13 protein-coding genes and 2 tRNA genes are annotated in these 22750 nt (G+C 66.9%); 9 read left to right on the forward strand and 6 right to left on the reverse strand.

What is annotated here, in order from left to right:
* The first annotated feature begins 50 nt into the window (after nt 1-50).
* Together ACILQR_RS02050 and ACILQR_RS02055 are read left to right on the forward strand one after the other, a co-directional pair.
* Nucleotides 51-2690: a TonB-dependent receptor domain-containing protein gene (locus ACILQR_RS02050; RefSeq protein WP_395649856.1), complete on the forward strand. Its 2640-nt coding sequence runs from the start codon at nt 51-53 to the stop codon at nt 2688-2690.
* Nucleotides 2691-2842: 152 nt separating this feature from the next.
* The gene (locus ACILQR_RS02055; protein ID WP_395649857.1) at nt 2843-4063 is read left to right on the forward strand and encodes an NAD(P)/FAD-dependent oxidoreductase; all 1221 of its coding nucleotides are present in this window, start codon (nt 2843-2845) and stop codon (nt 4061-4063) included.
* 35 nt (nt 4064-4098) lie between these two features.
* Here the strand turns inward: ACILQR_RS02055 and ACILQR_RS02060 are convergent.
* Nucleotides 4099-4173: transfer RNA gene (locus tag ACILQR_RS02060), tRNA-Asn, on the reverse strand.
* Between the two features lie 65 nt (nt 4174-4238).
* Between ACILQR_RS02060 and ACILQR_RS02065 the strand changes: the two genes are divergently transcribed.
* Together ACILQR_RS02065 and ACILQR_RS02070 are read left to right on the forward strand one after the other, a co-directional pair.
* On the forward strand, nt 4239-5045 hold the full coding sequence (locus ACILQR_RS02065) for a TrmH family RNA methyltransferase (protein WP_395649858.1): 807 nt from the start codon (nt 4239-4241) through the stop codon (nt 5043-5045).
* Between the two features lie 320 nt (nt 5046-5365).
* A complete protein-coding gene (locus ACILQR_RS02070; RefSeq protein WP_395649859.1) occupies nt 5366-7015 on the forward strand; it encodes a M28 family metallopeptidase in 1650 nt (549 codons plus the stop codon).
* 10 nt (nt 7016-7025) lie between these two features.
* On the opposite strand, the gene ACILQR_RS02075 is transcribed toward ACILQR_RS02070, so the two are convergent.
* On the reverse strand, nt 7026-8885 hold the full coding sequence (locus ACILQR_RS02075) for a hypothetical protein (RefSeq protein ID WP_395649860.1): 1860 nt from the start codon (nt 8883-8885) through the stop codon (nt 7026-7028).
* A complete protein-coding gene (locus ACILQR_RS02080; RefSeq protein ID WP_395649861.1) occupies nt 8885-10225 on the reverse strand; it encodes an MFS transporter in 1341 nt (446 codons plus the stop codon). The genes ACILQR_RS02075 and ACILQR_RS02080 overlap by 1 nt, the downstream gene beginning before the upstream one ends.
* Nucleotides 10226-10681: 456 nt before the next feature.
* On the opposite strand from ACILQR_RS02080, the gene ACILQR_RS02085 reads away from it, so the two are divergent.
* The 3 genes from ACILQR_RS02085 (at nt 10682) to ACILQR_RS02095 (ending at nt 15264) form a co-directional block, all read left to right on the forward strand.
* Nucleotides 10682-13474, forward strand: a complete 2793-nt coding sequence (locus ACILQR_RS02085) for a TonB-dependent receptor (protein WP_395649862.1) — start codon at nt 10682-10684, stop codon at nt 13472-13474.
* Between the two features lie 130 nt (nt 13475-13604).
* Nucleotides 13605-15002 carry a DUF6880 family protein gene (locus tag ACILQR_RS02090; RefSeq protein WP_395649863.1) on the forward strand — a complete coding sequence of 466 codons (1398 nt, stop codon included), beginning with the start codon at nt 13605-13607 and terminating at the stop codon, nt 15000-15002.
* 177 nt (nt 15003-15179) lie between these two features.
* Nucleotides 15180-15264 (forward strand) — tRNA-Leu (locus ACILQR_RS02095).
* A 124-nt stretch (nt 15265-15388) separates the two neighbouring features.
* On the opposite strand, the gene ACILQR_RS02100 is transcribed toward ACILQR_RS02095, so the two are convergent.
* Nucleotides 15389-17050 carry an amino acid permease gene (locus ACILQR_RS02100; protein ID WP_395649864.1) on the reverse strand — a complete coding sequence of 554 codons (1662 nt, stop codon included), beginning with the start codon at nt 17048-17050 and terminating at the stop codon, nt 15389-15391.
* Nucleotides 17051-17224: 174 nt separating this feature from the next.
* On the opposite strand from ACILQR_RS02100, the gene hrpB reads away from it, so the two are divergent.
* Nucleotides 17225-19702: an ATP-dependent helicase HrpB gene (hrpB, locus tag ACILQR_RS02105; protein WP_395649865.1), complete on the forward strand. Its 2478-nt coding sequence runs from the start codon at nt 17225-17227 to the stop codon at nt 19700-19702.
* Nucleotides 19703-19765: 63 nt separating this feature from the next.
* On the forward strand, nt 19766-21052 hold the full coding sequence (locus ACILQR_RS02110) for an MFS transporter (RefSeq protein WP_395649866.1): 1287 nt from the start codon (nt 19766-19768) through the stop codon (nt 21050-21052).
* Here the strand turns inward: ACILQR_RS02110 and ACILQR_RS02115 are convergent.
* On the reverse strand, nt 21036-21848 hold the full coding sequence (locus ACILQR_RS02115) for a TrmH family RNA methyltransferase (RefSeq protein ID WP_395649867.1): 813 nt from the start codon (nt 21846-21848) through the stop codon (nt 21036-21038). The two genes, ACILQR_RS02110 and ACILQR_RS02115, sit on opposite strands and share 17 nt — an antisense overlap.
* The gene (locus ACILQR_RS02120; protein WP_395649868.1) at nt 21845-22741 is read right to left on the reverse strand and encodes a class I SAM-dependent methyltransferase; all 897 of its coding nucleotides are present in this window, start codon (nt 22739-22741) and stop codon (nt 21845-21847) included. Before ACILQR_RS02120 ends, ACILQR_RS02115 begins: the two co-directional genes overlap by 4 nt.
* Nucleotides 22742-22750: the final 9 nt, after the last annotated feature.

The following is a 22750-nucleotide window of genomic DNA, read 5'->3' on the forward strand; positions in this document are numbered from 1 at the left end:
GCCGCCCGATTTCGCCGGCTTTCGTCACTCCTCTCCAAGGCGCAGATTCCATGAAGACGCTCTCCCTCACCCTGACCGGGGTCCTCCTGGCCACCAGCGCCCTGATCGCGCCGGGCATGGCGTACGCTCAGACCGCCCCCGTCGAGCAGACCCCAGCCGAACAGGCCGAACCCGAGCCCGAGGAGTCGTCGCAACTGGACGAGATCGTCGTCCTGGGCCGCTTCATCCCGCAGCCGAACCGCGAGAGCCCCGAGGTCGCCGCCTTCCTGACGGCCGAAGACCTGCAGCGGACGGGCGACTCCAACGCCGCCGCCGCCCTGACCCGCGTCACCGGCCTGTCGGTCGTCGAGGGCCGGTTTGTCTACGTGCGCGGCCTGGGTGAGCGCTATTCGTCGGCCCTGCTGAATGGTTCGCCCCTGCCCAGCCCCGAGCCGCTGCAACGGGTCGTGCCGCTGGACCTGTTCCCGGCCGACATCCTGAAGGGCGTGACCGTTCAGAAGACCTATTCCGTCAGCTATCCCGGCGAGTTCGGTGGCGGCGTGATCGACCTGCAGACCATCGGCACGCCCAACGAACCCTTCTTCACGATGAAGGCCTCTCTGGCCGGCAACACCGAGTCGACCGGCCAGGAAGCCCTGATCTATTTCGGCTCGCGCTCCGACTTCACCGGCTATGACGACGGTACGCGCAGCGTTCCCGATCCCATCGCGCTGGCCTTCTCGAGCGGCAACCGTATCCAGGCCGGCCCGAACTACACCGCCGCCCAGCTGCGCCAGTTGGGCCAGTCGCTGGAGAACGCGCCGCTTCGCCTGCTCCAGGAAGAAGTCACGCCCGTCAACTTCAGCCTCGGCGTGACCGGCGGCTCGTCGATGGAGACCGGCATCGGCTCGCTCGGCGCCGTTTTCGTCGCCGGCTATGACAACAGCTGGAAGGGCCGTGAAGGCATCCGCCAGTCGGGCCGGATCGACAGCGGCAAGCTGGTCCTGGCCGACGATTACGATTTCCGCTCGAACGAGAACAACATCGGGCTGAACCTGTTCGGGTCGCTGAGCCTCGAGAACGAGAACAACACGGTCAAGTGGACGAACCTGTTCGTTCGCAACGTCACCAAGGAGGCCCGGTCGGTCGAGGGTATCGACGATCTGGGTGGACAGGCGTTCCGCCGCACCGACTACACCGAGTGGTTCGCACGCCAGCTGTTCACGACCCAGCTGGCCGGCGAGCATTCGCTGGGCGAGGCCTGGGACGTCTCGTGGCGCGCAGCCTACGCCAAGACCTCGCGCGACGCGCCGTACGAGACCCAGTTCGGTTATGGCCGCCGTCCCACGGGCGAGATCATCCACAACATCCAGACCAACCGCATCCAGTTCGGCGAGCTGGACGATCAGGTGATCTCGGGTGGGGCGGACGTCAGCTACACCTTGCCGCTGTCGGACTATCGCGAGATCGTTTTCAAGGCGGGTGTCGCCAGCTATGACAACGAGCGGTCGTCGGAACAGCGCGCGCTTCAGTTCATCGCCCCGAACGGCCTGAGCGCCGATCAGGTCGAATCGCGGGTCGACTATCTGTTCTCGGACTTCAACATAGGGCCCTTCCTGCAGATCCAGGAAATCACCGGATCGAACGGTGCCTCGGCCTATGATGCCCAGCTTCAGGTGCTGGCCGGATATGCTCAGGTCGAGGCCGAGATCATTCCCCTGGTCAATCTGAACCTCGGCGTGCGCTACGAGGACGGCGAGCAGTCGGTCAATCCGTTCGACCTGTTCGGAGCTGCGACCGGCTTCCTGCCGACGAAGATCGAGGAGCAGTACTGGCTGCCGGCCGGAACCATCACCTGGAACTTCGCCGAGGACATGCAACTGCGTCTGGGCGCATCCAAGACCATCGGCCGTCCCCAGTTCCGCGAACTGGCACCGCAGCAGTATACCGACGTCGAAAGCGACCGGACCTTCATCGGCAACCCGTATCTCGTCGATACCGAGCTGCTGAACATCGACGCGCGCTACGAGTGGTATTTCGCCCGCCAGCAGTATGTGACCGCCGGCGTTTTCTACAAGGATCTGGAAAACCCGATCGAATCCAGCGTGATCGACCAAGGTGCCAACATCTCCCAGACCTTCCTGAACGCCCCCAAGGCGACGATCATCGGCTTCGAGCTCGAGGGTAAGAAATACTTCGAGTTCCCCGACAACGGCATGAGCTTCATCGCCAACAAGAAGTGGCTGGTCCAGGCCAACTACACCTATGCCTCGTCCGAGGTGAAGGTCGGGGCCGGTGACATCGTGACGACCCAGAACAGCCTTGGGGTCGCCCAGCCGGCCAGCTTCTATGTGGTGGACGGCAGCCGCTTGCAGGGCCAGTCGGACCACGTCGCCAACGCCCAGTTCGGGTGGGAAGACGACACGGCTCGGTCCCAGGCCACGATCATCGTCAACTATGTGTCGGAGCGCACCTCGGCGCGCGGCCGGCCGGGCGAGCCTGACCTGATCCAGGATCCGGGCGTGTTCCTGGACTTCGTCTATCGCAAGGATTTCGACGCGATGGGCCGCGACCTGGGCTTTGCCCTGGAACTGCGCAACCTGCTGCGCACCGACTTCGACGAGTTCCAGACGCTGGGGAACTCCACGATCGCGGTGAACCGCTATGAACTGGGCCGCAGCGCATCGGTCAGCCTGACCGCACGCTTCTAGCGATCAGACCGAACGACATCGAAGGGACCGGCCGCGAGGCTGGTCCCTTTTCGTTGCAGCCAGGGTGATTGGCGTGAGCGCCCGCGTCCTCTAGAGCATCCGCCAGCGGCGCGAGACCAGCGCCGAGGTGTCAGGCCTTTGGGGGACGATCCATGACGACGGTGATCATCGGCGGGGGGCACGGCGGCGGCGCGGTGGCGGGCCAGTTGCGTCAGTTCGGCCATCAGGATCCGATCGTCGTGGTCGGCGAGGAGCCGCATCCTCCGTATCAGAGGCCGCCCCTGTCCAAGGGCTGGCTGAAGGGCGAGGTGGACGGCGACGGCCTGCTGCTGCGTCCGCGCGACTGGTACGCCGAGAATGACATCGACTTGCGCACCTCCACCCGCGTCATCAGGATCGACCGTGACAAGCGTCAGCTGACGCTGTCGACCGACGACACCCTGGACTACGACACCCTGATCCTGGCCACGGGCGCCCGGGCGCGCCAGTTGAAGCTGCCCGGCAGCGATCTGAAGGGCTTTCTGGAACTTCGCACCATCGAGGATGCCGAGGCGATCAAGGCCTGGTTCCGGCCGGGTTTCCGTCTGGCGATCATCGGCGGCGGCTATGTCGGGCTCGAGGTCGCGGCCTCGGCTCGCAAGCTGGGGGCCGAGGTCGATCTGCTGGAGCGCGAGGACAGGCTGCTGGCGCGGGTCGCCGGACCGGTGCTGTCGACCTTCTTCCAGGGCCTGCATGAGGCGCAGGGCGTCCGCTTTCATTTCGGCGTCAACATCGAAGGGTTCGACGGTCTGGACGGCCAGGTTTCGGGCGTTCGCCTGGCCGGCGGGGATACGATCCATTGTGATGCCGTGCTGGTCGGGATCGGGGCCATCCCCAATGACGACCTGGCCAGCGAGGCCGGGCTGACTTGCGACAACGGCGTGGTCGTGGACCACGAGGCGCGGACCTCCGATCCCGCCATCTTCGCCATCGGAGACGTGACGCAACGCCCCATGCCGCTCTACGACCGTTCGCTGAGGCTCGAGAGCGTGCCCAATGCGCTGGAGCAGGCCAAGATCGTCGCCAGCGCCATCACGGGCCGCCCGTTGCCTGCGCCCGAGGTGCCGTGGTTCTGGTCGGATCAGTACGAGGTCAAGCTGCAGATCGCGGGAATGCCGTTCGGCGTCGATCGCCAGATCGTGCGCGGCGATCCCGGTGAGGGCCGATTCGCCGTCTTCCACCTGGCGGGCAACAGGATCGTCTGCGTCGAGGCCATCAGCGCCCCGCCCGAATTCATGGCCGGCCGCCAGCTGATCGGCCGCGCCACGCCCGTCGATCCGGTCAAGCTGGCCGACACAGCGGTCTCGATGAAGGCCGTCGCCGCTGAGGGGTGACGGACGGTCTCGCAATGTCGGGAAAAGCCCCGAGCTGGCTCCGCGGGTAGGATTCGAACCTACGACCAGCCGATTAACAGTCGGCTGCTCTACCACTGAGCTACCGCGGAACAGAGGCTCGGGAGGCGGGCCTATAGCAGTGGCGCGCGCGGCTGTGCAACGGCTAATGTCGGTCATGAACCCGATTAGGATCGACGACCCCGACGACCCCCGCATCGCCGCCTATCGCGACATCAAGGAACGCGATCTGACCGGTCGCGAGGGTCTGTTTATCGCCGAGGGCGAGGTGGTGGTTCGCACCCTGGCGTCGCCCGCGTCACGCTGTCGGATGCGATCGATGCTGCTGGCCGAGAAGCGGGTCGCGGGCCTGTCGGACGTGATCGCAGGGCTGGCAGCCGAGACGCCGGTCTATGTCATGGGGCAGGCGGTGCTGGACGTCGTGGCGGGATTTCCGCTGCACCGGGGTATCCTGGCGCTGGGCGAAAAGCCGCCGATCCTGACGGTCACCGAGGCGCTGTCGGGGTTGACGGAGGACGCCGTGGTCGTCGCCGCCTCAGGCATCGGCAATCACGACAATATCGGCGGCCTGTACCGCAATGCTGCGGCCTTCGGTGCGGGGGCGGTGTTGCTGGACGATCTGTGCGGCGACCCCTTTTATCGCAAGGCGATCCGGGTGTCGGTCGGGGCGGTGCTGAGGACGGCGCGGGTCGAGCCTCTGCCTCTGGACGTGCTGGTCGACGCCCTGATCGCATCCGGGTTCGAGGTCATCGCCCTGACGCCGGGGGCAGGGGAGACCCTGGCGTCGCTGAGGCCCGGGGGGCGACGTGCGATCCTGCTCGGGTCGGAAGGTCCCGGGCTGCCCCGGGCTGTCATCGATCGCTGCCGGGCCGTGCGAATCCCGATGTCGGGCGGCTTCGATTCGCTGAATGTGGCTGTGACCAGCGCGGTGGCCCTGAATCAGCTTACCGCGCTCGCGGACTGATCCGTTCGCCGGGCAGGCGAAACAGGCGTGACCGAATGCGCCCGCTACGTGACAAGTTCCGGAATTCTTTGTGCAAAGATGCACATCCGCTTGATGGAACGATGTTTCTGTGGCGCCCTGTTTGCAGGGGGACGTCATCATGACCCATCTGATCCATTTCGCGCACAGGAACGCCCGGACGGTCGCCATGGCGGCGATGGCGATCGGCGTCGTGCTGGCAGGCGCTATCGGCTGGATGACCGCGCCGGTCTGAGCCCGGTCGACATACGGCACCGAGAAGGGCAGGTTCGCGCGGTCGCCTGCGTCCGTGGAGTTCCGTCATGTCGCCTCGCCTTGTTCTCGCTGCTGTCTCGGCCCTGGCCCTGCTTGCAGGGTGCGCTACGGTGGGGCAGGTGGGCACCGACGGCCGGGTTGATCCGGCGCGGCTGAACGAGACGGTGCGCATCCTGGCCGGCGACGACTTCGAGGGCAGGGGGCCGACCACGCCGGGCGAGGAAAAGACCGTCGACTGGATCGCCGACCAGTTCCAGGCCCTGGGGCTCGAGCCCGCCGGCGATGACGGCACCTGGTTCCAGACCGTGCCGATCAACCGCTTCACCCAGGACGGCCCCGCCGTGATCACCGCCAAGTCGGGCGGCGAGACCCTGACCTTTCAGCGCAGCACCGAGGTCATCGTCGGCAGCCACCGGCCCGTTCCCCGGATCACACTGACCGACACGCCGGTGGTGTTTGTCGGCTATGGCGTGACGGCGCCTGAGCGCGGCTGGGACGACTTCAAGGGCGTCGATGTGCGCGGCAAGATCGTGCTGATGCTGGTCAACGACCCGGATTTCGAGGTCGCCGCCGACAGTCCCGTGGCGGGCAAGTTCGATGGGCGCGGCATGACCTACTACGGCCGCTGGGTCTACAAGTTCGAGGAGGCGGCAAGGCGGGGCGCGGCGGGGGTGCTGGTGATCCATGAGACAGCCGGGGCCGGCTATCCGTGGAATACGCTGCAGAACTCGTCCACGGCGGCCCTGCTCGACATCGTCCGCGCCGACGTCGAGGCCGAGCGGGTCCAGGCGCAGGGCTGGATCCAGCAGCCGATCGCCGCCAAGCTGATGCACGCGGCCGGGCTCGACTATGCGATGCTGAAGGCCTCCGCCCAGACGGCGGAGTTCCGACCCGTCGAGCTGACCGGGGTGACGATGTCGCTGAACTTCGGCCAGACCTATCAGCGGCTGACGACCCGGAACGTCGCCGCGCGGCTGACCGGCACGACGCACCCGGACGAGACGGTGATGTTCGGGGCCCACTGGGACGCCTTCGGACACGCCACGGCCAATGCGGCGGGCGACGACATCTACAACGGGGCGGTCGACAACGCTTCGGGCGTCGCGGGCCTGCTGGAGCTGGCGCGGCTGTTCGCCGAGGCGCCGCGCACCGAGCGTTCGACCCTGTTCATGTCCTGGGCGGCGGAGGAGGCGGGGCTGCTGGGGGCCTATCACTACGCGGCCCATCCGCTGGTGCCGCTGGAGACGACCGTGGCCAACATCAACATTGACTCGCTGTTGCCCGGTCCGGCTGAGCCGCAAATCGTGGTCATCGGCTACGGCAAGACCGACCTTCAGGATCGGCTGGAGCGCGACACCGTCGCCGTCGGCCGCACCCTGATCGCCGACCCCGCACCTCAGGTTGGGGCCTTCTATCGCTCGGACCACTTCCCTCTGGCCAAGATGGGTGTGCCGGCCCTGTTTGCGGCGGCGGGCTTTACCGGGGCGTCGGAACGCAGCCGGGTCTATGTGCGCGATCGCTATCACCAGCCTACGGACGACTGGGATGCCACCTGGACCATGGAGGGCGCCGCCGAGGACGTGCAACTGCTTTACGGCGTCGGCCGCTGGCTGGCTCAGGGACGCGACTGGCCCAAATGGACGCCCGGCAATGAGTTCGAGGCTGTGCGCGAGGCCAGCGCGGCGCGGCGGCGATAAGCCACCGGGCTTACCGGTCCCAGGGAAACTTCAGGGTCGGCGTGTTCGCATAGCGATCCATGGCGAGCACCAAACGCGCGCCGCTGCCGGGCGCAAGGCGGACCGTGACGGTGGCGGCGTCCACCGGCTGGCTCTTGCCGTCGATCGAGACGGCCGAAATCCGGTGTTCCCCATAACCCCCGCCCTGGATCACGACTGTGCGGTTCTGCGTCGGTGACAGATTGACCAGGGTGACGGCGGTCTCGTCGGCGGTCATGCTGTCGATCAGGGCGGCGACATCCTCAGGCACGCCCGCCCTTCGCGCGACGGGATCGAAATAGCGCAGCCGGGCATACAGCGGCGATCCTCCGGCATTCGGCGCGGTCGGTGCCCAGGAGGGACGCGCGATATGCAGCGCCCCCATCATTGCGTGCATCAGTGAGGTCACACTGGCCGGATTGAACTCGATCCGCGCGTCGGCCAGTCGCGTGTCGGGCGTGGACGTGTCCTCGCGTTCGGCCCTGGCCATCTCGGCGACCCGGGCCAGGTCGGCGCGCATCGCGGTCTCGGGCCAGGCGGCGTTGCGGCCTTCCAGGTATGCCACCCACGGATGATCCGGGCCTCGCGTCCGATCCGACGGCTTCATCGAGAACCACCACAGATCCAGGCTGTTGGTCTGGTTCAGCCCGTCCTTCCAGCCATACCAGCCGTCTGGCCCGTACATGGTCGGGGTCTGGACCTTGCCGCCCTCGGTGCGCCGCGCCGCATTGATGCGGTCGGTCTGTTTGCGCCAAGTCTCCAGATACTTGTCGTCGCCGGTCAGCAGATAGGCGTTGAAGAAGCCCAGGATGGTCCGCAGCACCCGGCTGCGATCCTCGCGCAGGCCCGTCACCGGATTGACCGGCGAGAAACCCCAGCCATAGGCTCCGCCCCACCATTTGCCTTCGGCCGACGAGCCGATCACCCCGTCGAGGCCGACGTTGGACGGCAGCAGGTCGTCGTTCGCCTTCGCCCGCTCGGCCCAGGCATCAACGTAGCCGAGCAGCCAGTCACGGTATTTGGCCTCACCGGTAATCAGGAAGGCGTTCAGCGCCAGGGTGGTGGCGAACAGGTTCAGGGGGTGGTCGCCGACGACGTCGGTGTATTCCTCGTAGTGGGCCAGGAACTCTTCATAGGTTTCCTCGCCGTGCTCGATGAAGAAGGCGGACGGGTCGAAGGGATCGCCGACCCAGTCCAGGGCCGTGGCCTTTCTCAGCATCGGCCCCTTCGAGCCGTTCATCAGGCTGCGGATGATCCTGTGCTGGGGATCATAGTTCGGGGCGGCCGGATCCTCGCCCATATAGAGACCGGCGAAGCGCCGGGCGCGGTCGATGAAGCGCGGGCTGTTCGGGTCCGACAGGCCCTGAACGTTGAACAGCGTCATCTCTTCCGCATGGTGCTGCCAGTCCAGCTGGACGCAGAACTCCTTGTGGAACATGCCCTCGCGGGCGATCTCGACCTCGACCGTCTTCGCAGCCGTGTATTGCCGCAGGTGGCCTTCCCAGGCCTGGGTGTACATCGTCTTGACCACCTCGGCCCCGCCCAGGGCATGCAGCAGGGGCCAGTCGTTGACGTTCTCGATCGCGTCGTCGGGGCCGTCGTTGGCCCCCCACCGCTCGAAGCACAGCAGGTATCCCCGCTCGTCGAAATAGCGGTTGTAGAAGACCTTGCAGGCCTCGGCGTTGGCGTCGAGCAATTCGCGCTGCAACAGGGCCCAGGTCGGGGCCGTCATCGGGGTCGAGACCTCGATCGCCGCCGCCGCCGACGCCGTGCAGGGCAGGGCGGCGATCAGCGGAGCCACGGCGGCTCCGCCCAGTATGTCGCGACGGCGCGCCTGTGGCAGGACCCGCATCACCCGGCCGCCTTCAGGGTCAGGCGTTCGATCTTGCCGGTAATCAGGAAATAGGCGGCGATCACCAGGGCGCAGTGCAGGCCGACGAACCACAGGGCCAGGTCGAACGAGCCGGTCGCCTGGACGATATAGCCGATCACGATGGGGGTCACGATGCCCGCCGTGTTGCCGAAGGTGTTGAAGATGCCGCCGGTCACGCCGACGAACTCGCGCGGCGAGGTGTCGGAGATCACCGCCCAGCCCAGCGAGGCGATCCCCTTGCCGAAGAAAGCCACCGCCATGATGACGATCACCAGCCATTCCTGCTCGATATAGGCGCAGGCGATGATCAGGCAGGACAACAGCATGCCGATCAACAGCGGCGTCTTGCGCGCAATGGTCAAACTGCCGGTCCGCTTCAGCAGCTGGTCCGAGATGACCCCGCCCAGTACCCCGCCGACGAAGCCGCACAGAGCCGGTGCCGCCGTCGCCCAGCCGGCGTCCATGATCGACAGGCCACGCTCGCGCACCAGATAGATCGGGAACCAGGTCACGAAGAAATAGGTCAGGACGTTGATCCCGTACTGGCCGATGAAGACGCCCATCAGCATCCGGCTGCCCAGGACCTGAGACACGTTGGCCCAGTTGAAGGCCGCAGACTTGGTCGCCTGCTTGGTCTCCATATTGATCAGGCCGCCGCCGGCCTCGATGTAGTCGAGCTCGGCCTGGTTGACGCCGGGATGGTCGCTGGGGCTGCGGATGATCCACCAGAACACGACGGCACCGATCAGGCCCAGCCCGCCCATGACGAAGAAGACCGAATGCCAGTCAAAGGTATGCACCAGCCAGCTCATCAGGGGCGCGAACACCACCAGCGAGAAATACTGGGCCGAGTTGAACACAGCCGAGGCGAACCCCCGTTCTGACCCGGGAAACCAGGCCGCGACCAGACGGGCGTTACCGGGGAAAGAGGGGCTCTCGGCCAGACCGACCGCAAACCGCATGGCGAACAGACCTGCGAAGATCGCCCCGCCGACCAGGAAGCCCGAGAAGCCCTGAATCATGGTGAAGAAGGACCAGGTCGCGATGGCGATGGCGTAGATCAGCTTGGTGCCGAACCGGTCCAGCAGGGCCCCGCCCGGGATCTGGCCCAGCACATAGGCCCAGGCGAATGCCGACAGGATGTATCCCATCTCGATCGCGTCCAGCCCCAGATCGTCCGCCGCGCTCTTGCCCGCGATCGAGAAGGTCGACCGGTCGGCGTAGTTGATCGTGGTGATCAGGAAGATCAGCAGCAGGATCATGAACCGCACCTTGGTGCGTTTGCTGACGGGGGGCTGCGTGGTCGCGGCGTCGGTCATCGGTCGGCTCCTCAAGCGTCGCAGGATCACGAGCGACACGAGGCGCGGAAAGACCGCATCCTCGACCTGTTCGTTTCCCAGGGGCGCCGGCGGCGCCGACCGTCGCCTCTCGCGGGCGACTGATCCCGACGGACGATAGGGATGCACCCGCGTGGGGTCCAAGCCAATACGACTATGGATCGATCCAGATCAGGTATCGATCGGGTGCCAGATTGTCGCACCTTGCCATGGATGGTCCGATCTGGTGTTTCATCGATGACGTGATGCGCTGCTTGAGGGGTGCATCAGTGCGCGTCCTGCATGGGTCTATGCCCGATTAGGATTGGCCTCGCCCATTGTGGCGCTCCTATGGTCCGATCGAAGCCAGCGGGTGACCGGTGGCGGACATCTGGCGCGAACAGCGCGCCGCCAAGAACGATCCGCAGCATGCGGGCGCCATGGGGAAGGAACACTACGATGCGCACCTCGCACTCATTCCAGTTCGCACTGACGGCCGGAGCTTCCGCTCTCGCCATGACGCTGGCGCTCGCCGGCGCCGCTCACGCCCAGACCGCACCGTCCACGGACGCGCAGGAAGAGACCCAAGTCGACGAAGTCGTCGTCACCGGTTTCCGCGCCTCGCTGCAGAGCGCCGTCAGCGCCAAGCGTCGCGAAAGCGGCGTGGTCGACGTCATCAAGGCCGAGGACATCGCCGACTTCCCCGACCTGAACCTGGCTGAGTCGCTGCAACGCGTCCCCGGCGTGACCATCAGCCGCGCCAACGGCGAAGGCCGCCAGATCTCGGTGCGCGGCCTGGGTTCGGAGTACACCCGCGTTCGCGTCAACGGCATGGAAGCGATCGCCACCACCGGCGGTACGGTCAACTCGGGCGGCACCAACCGCTCGCGCGGCTTCGACTTCAACATGTTCGCGTCCGAGCTGTTCAACAGCCTGACGGTGCGCAAGTCCGCCTCGGCCGACGTCGAGGAAGGATCCCTGGGCGCCACCGTCGATCTCCAGACCGCGCGTCCCTTCGACTATCGTGAACCCACCCTCGTGATGGGTGCCCAGGTCAGCTACAACGACCTGGCTCAGGACGCCAAGCCGCGCTTCACCCTGCTGGCCTCCGACACATGGATGGACGGCAAGTTCGGTGCCCTGATCTCGGCCGCCTATGAGCAGCGCCACATTCTTGAAGAAGGTGCCAACATCACGCGCTGGACCTTCGGCGGTGCCAACGGCGGGTTCAACACGGCCTCGACCCTGGCGGGCTACACCACGGCCCAGATCAACAATACGAACACCGCGACGGCGCTGTATCACCCGCGCATTCCTGCCTATGTCCAGTATGATCACAATACCGAGCGCCTGGGCCTTACCGGATCGTTCCAGTTTCGTCCCGACGACCAGACGACCATCTCGTTGGACGTGCTCTATTCCGACGTGAAGTCGACCCGCGACGAGGCCCAGCTTCAGGCGATCGGCTTCAGCCGCGCGGGCTCCGGCAAGCCCCAGACCATCATCCGGTCGGGCACGGTGGACGGCAGAAACATCGTGGCGGGCGTGTTCGACGCGGTCGATGTGCGTACGCAATCGGCTCACGACGAGCTTCAGACCCAGTTCCAGCAGTACACCCTGACGGCCACACGCAACTGGACAGACCGGTTCCGCACTGGCTTCGTCGGCGGCTATTCGCGCTCGGAGTTCTCCAACCCCGTCTCGACGATCGTGACCTTCGACCGGGCCAACACCAACGGCTTCTCGTACGATTTCACGTCACGGATGCCCAAGTTCGACTTCGGCTTCGATCTGACCAACCCCGCCAACTGGTCGATGATCAACGGCACGTCTGAAGTTCGGATCCGCCCGAACGCGGTGACCAACACCTTCACCACGGCCAAGGGCTATTTCGAGTTCGACGCCAACGAGAACGTCACCCTCAAGGGCGGCCTCGATTATCGCCGGTTCAGTTTCGACTCCGAAGGCCAGTACCGGACCACCGAGACCGTCGTGCAGACCCTGACGGCGACGGAACTGGCAGCCGTATCGCGGGTCTTCTCCGGCTTCGGCCAGAACCTGGGCCTGCCCACGGGTGCGCCGACCAGCTGGCTGGCCCCCGACCTCGACAAGTTCATTGCCACCTACAACATCTATTCGAACACGGGCATCTACGCCCTGACCGGGCTCAACAACTCGTCGGCACGTGGCCAGTACGTCACCGTCGACGAAAAGGATCTGGGTGCCTATGCCCAGGCCGACTTCCGCTTCGACGCCTTCGGTATGCCGTGGCGGGGTGACGCCGGTGTTCGATACGTCCTGACCGAGCAGTATTCGGACGGCTTCGCCGCCACGGGCGGAACGATCCAGCTCGTTCGGGCCCGCCGCGACTATGACATGTGGTTGCCGTCGGCCAACCTGGCCGTCGATCTGACCGACGACGTGGTGGTGCGCCTGTCGGCCGCCCAGACCATCGCCCGGCCGTCCATTTCGGTCCTGACCCCCGGCGGTGACGTCGGCATCCAGGGCGCGAACCGCAGCTTCTCGTCAGGCAATCCCAACATCATGCCGACCAAGTCGGACAATGTGGACTTCTCGCTGGAATGGTATCCGGACGCGGACAGCCTGTTCGCGCTCGGTGTCTTCTACAAGAAGATCAACACCTTCGTTCAGACCCTGCGCCAAGACATTCCGTTCAACCAGTTGGGCCTGCCGACCTCGCTGCTGACCGGCACCACGGCGCTGCCGACCGATCTGTTCGTCGTCACCCAGCCGGTCAATTCGCCGGGTGGCACCCTGCAAGGCTTCGAGATCAACGCTCAGAAGCGCCTCGACTTCCTGCCCGGCTGGATGTCCAACTTCGGGGTTCAGGCCAACTACACCTTCGTGGACTCCAGCATCGAGTACCTGACCTCGACGACCGCCGGGGCACCGACGATCAACGAGACCCTGGTCGGTCTGTCCAAGAACGCCGCCAACTTCACCCTCTACTACGAGACCGAAAAGTTCTCGGTCCGGGGATCGGCCGCTTATCGCCAGGGTTATCTGACCCAGGTTCCGGGCAACGACGGCAACTCGGTCCACGGCACCAATGAGACCCTGAACTTCGATGCCCAGGCCTCGTACAACATCACCGAGAACCTCAAGGTCAGCGTCGAGGGCATCAACCTGACAGACGAGTTCAACGACCAGTATGTCGACGCGTCCAACCGCCTGAACGTCTACAGCCACACCGGGCGTCAGTTCTTCGCGGGCATTCGCTACACCTTCTGATTCACACCCTCTCTCCCGAACGGACGCTCCTCCCAGAGTCTCCGCACTTCGCGCCGGCCCGCAAAACGGGTCGGCGTTTTTTTGTCCGGTGGGTTGGCCGGTTGCATCGGTGGTTGAAGCAGGGGCGGCCATGTCCCACAGGAAGGTCATGGCCAAGAAATCCGCAGCGGCGCGCAAGACGGTGTCGAGCGCCAACCTGATCGAACTGGGCGCGGATCGGCTGGCGGTGCTGCTGCTCGAGGCCGCGACGGGCAACGCCAACCTGAAACGCCGGCTCAAGCTTGAACTCGCCGCCGAGGTCGGGGCGGCCGATCTGGCGCTCGAGATCGACAAGCGGCTGACGGCTCTGGCAGCCAGCCGCACGCGCGTGTCATGGCGCAAGCGGCCCGAACTGATCGACGACCTGTCGATCCATCTGAATTTCATCGCCGAGCGGCTGGCGGGAATGGACGCAGGCCTGGCGCTGGACCGGATCATCGCCTGGTTCGACCTCTACCCCGGCCTGGCATCGCGGGTGAAGGACCCCAAGGGCGAGATATCGGCCCTGTTCTTCGACGCTGCGCCGGACCTCGCGCGGGTCGTTTCAGCCGCTGGGCCCGAGGCCGCCGGACCTCTGCTGTTCGAGGCCTTGCAGACCCGGCTGTCTGACTGGGGCGGCTGGATCGGGCGGGCCGCGCCCGAGCTGAGCGAGCCCGTGGCGGGCGACCTTCTGGCCCGTCTGACCGAGGGACGGCCCCGCCCGACGGGACGACTGGCGCTGGTGGTGCGCAAGCTGGCCGACCGCACCGGCGACGTCCAGGCCTGGGCCGACGCCATCCCCGACATCGAGAAGTCAAAGCCGGAGGTGGGGGCCGAGATCGCCCGCCGTCTGGCCGCCTCCGGCCGAGTCGCCGATGCCCGCGTCGCGCTGGAGGCCTCCCGGCCCCGCCCGCCGACGGCCTCTAAATGGGCGCTGCGTAACGGCGCCGCGCCCCAGGCCGAGCCGTCCGATGTCTGGGATACCGCCGAGATCGTGGTGCTGGAGGCCGAGGGGGCGGCGGACGAGGCTCAAGGCTGCCGCTGGACCCTGTTCGAGCGCACCCTGTCCCCTGACGTCCTGCGGGCCTTCATCGGCCGGTTGCCCGACTTCGACGACGTCGAGGCCCTGGACCGCGCCCAGGCCGTCGCCGCCGCCTGGCCGGACGCGGCCAAGGGGCTGGCCTTCCTGATGGACTGGCCCGCCCTGCGCGAGGCCGCCGCCATGGTGCTAGCCCGTGCGGCCGACCTGCGCCTCGACGCCGATCAGACCGCGCTGTGGTCAGGCCGTCTGGTGGGCCGCTATCCCAATGCGGCGCTGAGCCTGATCCGCGCCCGCGCCCGGTTGTTGTGCCGCCAGGGTCTGGGCCGTTCCGACGAGGTCCGCGCCCTTTCCGCCGAGGCCGCCGGCATGACCGACACGCCGGGCGCGCTGGACGGCATCGTTTCTCACGCGGAGTTCATCGACGAACTGGAGGCCCTGTCGCGCCCGGGCCGCCCCGGCTGGCGTTAAAGGTCCGAGGAGATCATCTGATGCGCGACATCCGCACCGACTGGCACTAGAAGGATCCCGCCGACCGCAAGCCCGCGCGCGAGGACGTGGCACCCCGTGTCGGGACGCGCATGATCGTGGCCATCCGACTGTGGACGTAAGCGAGGCCCGTGTTGTAAGGGCTGCGGCCTACCGAATGCGGATGTGGCGGAACTGGTAGACGCACCAGATTTAGGTTCTGGCATCGCAAGGTGTGGAGGTTCGAGTCCTCTCATCCGCACCAGCCTTGTTTTAGAGCGCTACCGCTCGCGACGCGGTCGCTGGCTGCTTGAGTACGATGCGTCTGGCTCAACAAAAAAGGCCCCGGATCGCTCCGGGGCCTTTGTCGTGTGGGATTGATCGGAAGATCAGTCCTTCTGGTTGTCGACGCCCGATCCCATGGCTTCGGCAGGGGACGACATCGTGGTCTCTTCGGTGATGTCGATGCCCTTGGCCAGTTTGGAGTTGGCGAAGCCGTAGGCGGCGTAGATGATCGCACCGACGACGGCATAGATGCCGAGGATGGTGAGCGGCAGCGGATTGCCGTTCATCGCGTGCTGGATCATCGGCCAGAAGTTGAAGCCGGCCAGCGCCAGACAGGCGAAGATGCCCGCGCCGGCTGTCCAGACACCGCCCGGAACCTTGAACGGCCGTTCCATTTCCGGATGCTTGATCCGCAGGAAGATCACGCTCAGGCACACGATCGAGAAGGCCACGGCCGTGCCCAGCGACACCAGATCGCCCAGGATGGAGATCGGCAGGAAGGACGCCGCGATGGCGATCAGGATGCCCAGCAGGATGGTGCCGATCCACGGTGTGCGGAACTTGGGATGGATCACGGCGAAGGCGCGCGGCAGCAGGCCGTCACGCGCCATGGTGTAGAAGATCCGCGTCTGGCCGTAGCAGAGCACCAGCATGACCGAGGTCAGGCCCGTAATCGCGCCGATCTTGATCAGGAAGCTGATCAGGTTCAGCTGTCCGCCGGCGGCCGAGGCCAGCGGCACATTGGCCCATTCCAGACCCATGCGGTCGATGGCGACGGCGACGGGGGCCGGGCTGGCCAGCTCCAGATAGGGAACGACACCGGTCATGACGGCCGCGACGGCCATGTAGATCAGGGTACAGACGAACAGGGCGCCCAGGATGCCGACGGGAACGTCCTTGGACGGGTTCTTGGCCTCGGCGGCGGCGGTCGAGACGGCCTCGAATCCGACGTAGGCGAAGAAGATGATCGAGGCCCCGCGCAGGATGCCGGTCGCCCCGAACTCACCGAAATTGCCGGACGTGTTCTCGGGGATGAAGGGCACCCAGTTGGCGGGGTTCACATAGCCGATCCCCACCGCGATGAAGGTCAGCAGCACCACGATCTTGATCAGCACGATGATGTTGTTGATCCGGGCCGACTCGCTGACACCCAGCACCAGCAGGCCGCACACGGCGGCGATGCCAACGGCGGCCACCAGATTGAAGGTTCCGGTCAGGGGGAAGGTGCTGCCCGTTTCGGACACCACGGCGTTCACCAGCGGCGTGGCCCATGAGGGGCCTTCACCGCCGGCGTACTGGATCATCGGGAACAGGGTTTCCGACAGGCCGAAATCCTTCAGGATCGAGACGACATAGCCGGACCAGCCGACCGCCACGGTCGAGGCCGCGACGCCGTACTCAAGCACCAGCAGCCAGCCCATGATCCAGGCGAAGACCTCGCCCAGGGTTCCATAGGCATAGGTATAGGCCGAGCCGGACACCGGCATGGTCGAGGCCAGTTCGGCGTAGCAGAGGCCCGCCAGACCGCAGGCGACGCCGGCGACGATGAAGGACAGCATGATGGCCGGGCCCGCATTGGCCGCCGCGACCTGGCCGGTCAGAACGAAAATACCGGCACCGATGATGGCCCCGATGCCCAGGCTCATCAGATTGATCGGACCGAGAGAGCGTTTCAGCTCGCTCTTGGCCGCTTCCTTCTGGATCTGGGCCACCGATTTCTTGAGGAACAACTGGTTCCCCCCAGGCTTGACGCCGTTTGCCGACATGAAGTCGCGCCCCCGAAAAATTGCACGGCAGACCCTCCCCGGGCCGCCTTCCTGGCCGGACGCTAGCGAGGGATTGTGCGGCGCGCAACGCGGTTTACGAACCGTGACGGCCGGGCGACGCTTTCGTGATGCGGGATTCTTGGTGGGAGGGGGCCGTTCGCGCTAGTTGGGCCTGTGATTCCGCTCCCCGCCAGCCAGCCCCGGCTTCCGATCCACGACGTTCTGGACGCGCTGATGGCCGCGCTTTCCGGACACGACGCCGTCGTGCTCGCCGCGCCGCCGGGGGCGGGCAAGACCACGGTCGTGCCGCTGGCTCTGCTGGACGCGCCCTGGCTGGCGGGGGGCAAGATCCTGGTGCTGGAGCCGCGGCGGCTGGCGGCCCGTGCAGCGGCCGAGCGCATGGCGGCGACGCTGGGCCAGACGGCCGGCCAGACAGTCGGCTATCGGACGCGCTTGCAGAGCCGGATCGGCCCGACGACGCGAATCGAGGTCATCACCGAAGGCGTCTTTACCCGGATGATCCTGGACGATCCGGGCCTAGACGGCGTCGGGGCGGTGCTGTTCGACGAGTTCCACGAGCGGTCGCTGGATGCCGACCTGGGGCTGGCGTTGGCGCGGGACAGCCAGTCGCTCCTGCGGCCCGACCTGAAGATGGTGGTGATGTCGGCGACATTGGACATCACCGGGATCGCGCGGCTGCTGGCCCACCCCGATGGAACCGGGGCGCCCGTCGTCGAGGCCAAGGGCCGGATGTTCCCGGTCGAGACGCTGTATCTGGGTCGCGATCCGTCCGAGCGGATCGAGGCGGCGGTGGCCCGGGCCTGTCGGCTGGCCCTGTCAGAGCAGACGGGATCTGTCCTGGCCTTCCTGCCAGGGCAGGGGGAAATCCACCGCACGGTTCAGGCCCTGGCCGATCGCCTGCCGCCCGATGTCGATGTCGCGCCGCTGTATGGTGCCTTGGACAAGGCGGCCCAGGATCGGGCGCTGGAGTCCGCGCCGGCGGGGCGGCGCAAGGTGGTGCTGGCCACCTCGGTCGCGGAGACCAGTCTGACCATCGAGGGCGTTCGCGTGGTGATCGATGGCGGCCTGTCGCGCGTGCCCCGGTTCGAGCCGTCCAGCGGCCTGACGCGCCTGGCCACGGTCCGTGTCAGCCGATCCTCCGCCGAGCAGCGGCGAGGCCGGGCAGGGCGGACCGAGCCTGGGGTCTGCTACCGGCTGTGGGACGAGGAGGCGACGCGGGGTCTGGTCCCGCACCAGAGACCGGAGATTCTGGAGGCTGACCTGACCAGCCTCGCGCTGGATCTGGCCCGCTGGGGCGCGAGGAGGGCGGAAGGTCTGGCCCTGCTGGACCCGCCCCCTGCCGGGGCCTTTGCCGAGGCCCGCGCAGTGTTAACCCGGCTGGGCGCGCTGGACGGGGAGGGGGCCTTGACGGCGCACGGGCGTCGGCTGGCGACCCTGCCGCTGGGCCCGCGCCTGGGCCATCTGGTCGCCGTGGCCTCGGACGGAGGCGACGCCATGACGGGCGCGCGGATCGCGGCGGTGCTGAGCGAACCCGGTCTGGGCGGCAACGACGTTGATCTCAGGGGCCGGCTGAAGGGGTTCGATCGGGACCGCTCGCCCCGCGCCAACGACGCCCGCCGCCTGGCCGAACGTTGGGCCAGAGCTGCGGGGGGTGGCGCGGCAGGCAGCGGCAAGGGCGGCGATGTCGATGTCGGTGCCCTGCTGGCCGAAGCCTTCCCGGAGCGGGTAGCGAAGGCGCGGGGCAAGCCGGGCGAGGTGCTGCTGGCCTCGGGTCGCGGCGCGTTTCTGGACCCCACCGACGCCCTGGCGCGCGAGCCTTGGCTATCCGTCGCTGACCTGGGCGGAGGCGAGGCGCGCGACCGCATCCGCCTGGCCGCGCCGCTCGATCCGGCCGCGCTCGAGCACCGGATCGTCGTCGAGGACCGGCTGACCAAGGAGCCGTCGGGGCGGATGGTCGTCCGCCGCATCCGCCGGGTGGGGGCCCTGGTGATCGATGAGCGGCTGATGGGCCCGCCAGACAGGGAAACGGTCACGGCTGCCTTGAAAGCCGAGGTCGAGCGCGACGGGCTGACCGCACTGCGCTGGGGTGAGCGGTCGACAGGGCTGCGAGAACGTCTGACGTTCGTCGCCGGTCTTGAGGAGGGATGGCCCGATGTCTCTGATGGCGGACTGCTCGGCACGCGGGCGGACTGGCTCTGGCCCGTGCTGCAGACGGCGCGGTCATTGGAGGCGATCTCGGACGGCGATCTGGAACAGGCGATCAAGGGTCTGATCCCCTGGGACCACCAGCGCGCCCTGGATCATCTGGCACCCGCACGCCTGACGACGCCGCTGGGGTCCGCCGCTATCGACTACGCGGCCGAGGGCGGGCCCCGTGTCGATATCCGGGTTCAGGAACTGTTCGGGGTCAGGACCCATCCAACGGTCGGTGGTGGTCGCGTGCCCCTGACTCTGGCGCTACTGTCACCCGCGCGCCGCCCCGTGCAGATGACGAAGGATCTGCCCGGCTTCTGGTCCGGCAGCTGGAGCGCCGTCCGCGCCGAGATGCGAGGCCGCTACCCCCGCCACCCCTGGCCCGAAGACCCCGCCAACGCCGATCCGACGAACCGGGTGAAGCCGAGGGGGACGTGAGACCAGCTTGACCTTTCGCGGCTCTCCGGCTCAATCGCTGGCCTGATTTAAGGAAGCGACGCCTTGACCGACACCCATCTCCTGACGGCACCCAGCCCGGCCTCGACGCGGCGCGTGCTGTTCGCCAGCCTGATCGGGACGACGATCGAGTTCTTCGACTTCTACATCTATGCGACGGCGGCGGTGCTGGTGTTTCCGGCGTTGTTCTTTCCCGGCGAGGACGCGACGACGGCGCAGCTGCAGTCGTTCGCGACGTTCGGGCTCGCGTTTTTCGCCAGACCGGTCGGTGCCGTCGTCTTCGGCCATTTCGGGGATCGGGTGGGGCGCAAGGCGACGCTGGTGGCGGCCTTGATGACCATGGGGCTGTCGACCATCGCCATCGGCCTGCTGCCGACCTATCAGGCGGCAGGCATCATCGCGCCGCTTTTGCTGGCGCTTTGCCGGTTCGGTCAGGGGTTCGGACTGGGCGGCGAATGGGGCGGGGCTGTGCTGCTGGCGACCGAGAACGCGCCGCCGGGACGCAAGGCCTGGTTCGGCATGTTCCCGCAACTGGGCGCGCCGATCGGCTTCATCCTCTCGACCGGATCGTTCCTGATCCTGACCGGCTTCATGGCCGAGGACGACTTCCTGGCCTGGGGCTGGCGTCTGCCGTTCCTGGCGTCTTCGGTACTGGTGTTCGTGGGCCTGTGGGTGCGGTTGCGGATCACCGAGACGCCCGAGTTCAGCCGCGTCATCGAGCGCGCCGAGCGGGTCAAGGCACCGATTCTGACCCTGCTGGCCAAATACAAGGCGGCGCTGATCCTGGGCACGCTGGGGGCGACGACGACCTTTTTGCTGTTCTACCTGATGACCGTCTTCGCGCTCAGCTGGGCGACCTCGTCGATGGGCTTCACCCGTCAGGAGATCCTGCCGATCCAGCTGATCGGCGTGCTGTTCTTCGGGGCCTTCATCCCGATCTCGGCGCTGGCGGCCGACAAATGGGGTCAGCTCAAGGTGCTGGGCGTCGCCTCGATCGGGATCGGCCTGTTCGGCCTTGTTCTGGCGCCCCTGTTCTCCGGCGGGCTTACGGGCCTTCTGATCTTCTTTTCGCTCGGGTTCGCCCTGATGGGGGCGACCTATGGACCGCTGAGCGCCGCCATGGCGCGGCCATTCCGGACGGCGGTGCGCTACACGGGCGCGTCGATGGCGTTCAATCTGGCGGGGATCGTGGGGGCCTCGGTCGCGCCGTTCGCGGCGACCTGGCTGGCCAAGAACGTGGGCCTGCCGTCGGTGGGACTGTATCTGGCGGCGGCCTCGGTGGTGACCCTGCTGGCCCTGATCGGGATGGGACGGCTTAAGGTCGAGGACTGAGGGCGTCCGTGACCGCATAGGCCATGATGCCCGTCGCGATGGCCAGGTTCAGGCTGTCGGCCCGGCCGCGCATGGGAATCTTGACGTTGACGTCGCAGGCGGCGGCCAGTTCGTCGGTCAATCCGGCCTGTTCGTTGCCCATCAGGATCAGGGCGGGCGAATGGAGCGCTGCCTCACGGTAGTTCACCGATCCATCCAGGCGGGTGCCGATCACGCTGCCCGGCCAGGTGTGACGCCAGGCCAGGAACTCGGCGACCGACACCCTGGAGATCGAAACCGCGAAGACCGATCCCATCGTGGCCCTGACCGCCTCGACCGAATAGGGATCGACGCAGTCGCCGATCAGGATCACGCCACCGCATCCCGCCGCGTCTGCGGTGCGGATGATGGTCCCCAGATTGCCGGGATCGCGAACCTGTTCCAGCGCGATCCAGCAGGGCGCGGAGCCCGGCGTGATCGCCGAGATCGGGGTATAGGCCTGTTCGAAGACGCCCAGCACCGTCTGGGGATTGTCGCGCCGGCTGATCTTTTCCAGGATCGGGTGGGTGACGGTGACGACGTCCCCGCCTGCGCGGACGGTCTCTGCTTTCGCGCGGTCCAGCAGCGGATGCGGCCGTGCCTCCATCCCCACCAGCAGGGTGCGGGGCGCGCGACCCTGATCCAGGGCCTCGCCGATGAACTTCAGCCCCTCGGCCAGGAACAGGCCGGTCGCCTCGCGTTCCTTGCGCATATGCAGGGCGCGGACGGCCTTGACCGTGTCGTTGGTCAGGGAGGTGATGATCCGTTCGTCGCTCATGCCGACCACCGCGCGAAGAAGCTCAGACCGATCGCCCGACCTTCCGCCCCGTCCTCGGACAGTGCCAGTTCGCCCCAGTCGATGCGTCCCCCGCGATCCGCAGTCGCCTCGGCCATAAGATGGGCCAGCGACAGGCCCGACACCCGCGCGGCATAGGCATTCAGCAACAGGAAGGACGCGTCGTCGGCCAGCAGGGCCGCGCAGTCCTTGAGCAGGGCGGGCATGTCCTCGAACAGCCGCCACACCTCGCCGGTTGGCCCGCGTCCGTATTTCGGCGGGTCCAGGATGATGCCCTGGTATTTCACGCCGCGCCGGACCTCGCGGGCGACGTATTTGCGGGCATCCTCGACGATCCAGCGGACGGGCCGGTCGGCCAGGCCCGACATCTCGGCGTTCTCGCGCGCCCAGGCGACGGACTTCTTGGACGCATCGACGTGCGTCACCTCGGCCCCGGCGGCGAGACAGGCCAGTGACGCCACGCCGGTATAGCCGAACAGGTTCAACACGCGCGGCTTGTCGAGAGTGCGAAGTCGAGCGTCCAGCCAGGCCCAGTTCGCCGCCTGCTCCGGGAAAAAGGCCAGGTGCCGGAACGGTGTGAACCGCCCGGTGAACCGGGTCTGCCCCCAGCTCAGAGGAAAGGAATCTATCGGCCCGTGCCGGTCGAAGCGCCAGCGCCCGGCGTCCTCCTCTTCCTGTTGAGGATCGAACACGGCGTTGGCGTTGTCGAACGCCGCCGGATCGCGCGGCGTCCAGAAGCACTGGGGCTCCGGCCGCACGACCGTGTGGCGTCCGTACCGCTCCAGCTTCCTGCCATGGCCGCTGTCGAGCAGGGCGTAGTCCGACCATCCGGTGGTCAGCAGGGTTTCGGGCGTTTTCGACAGGACGGGAGGCATCGGCGCTGC

The sequence above is a fragment of the Brevundimonas sp. genome (assembly GCF_044239655.1).
Taxonomy (GTDB): Bacteria; Pseudomonadota; Alphaproteobacteria; order Caulobacterales; family Caulobacteraceae; genus Brevundimonas.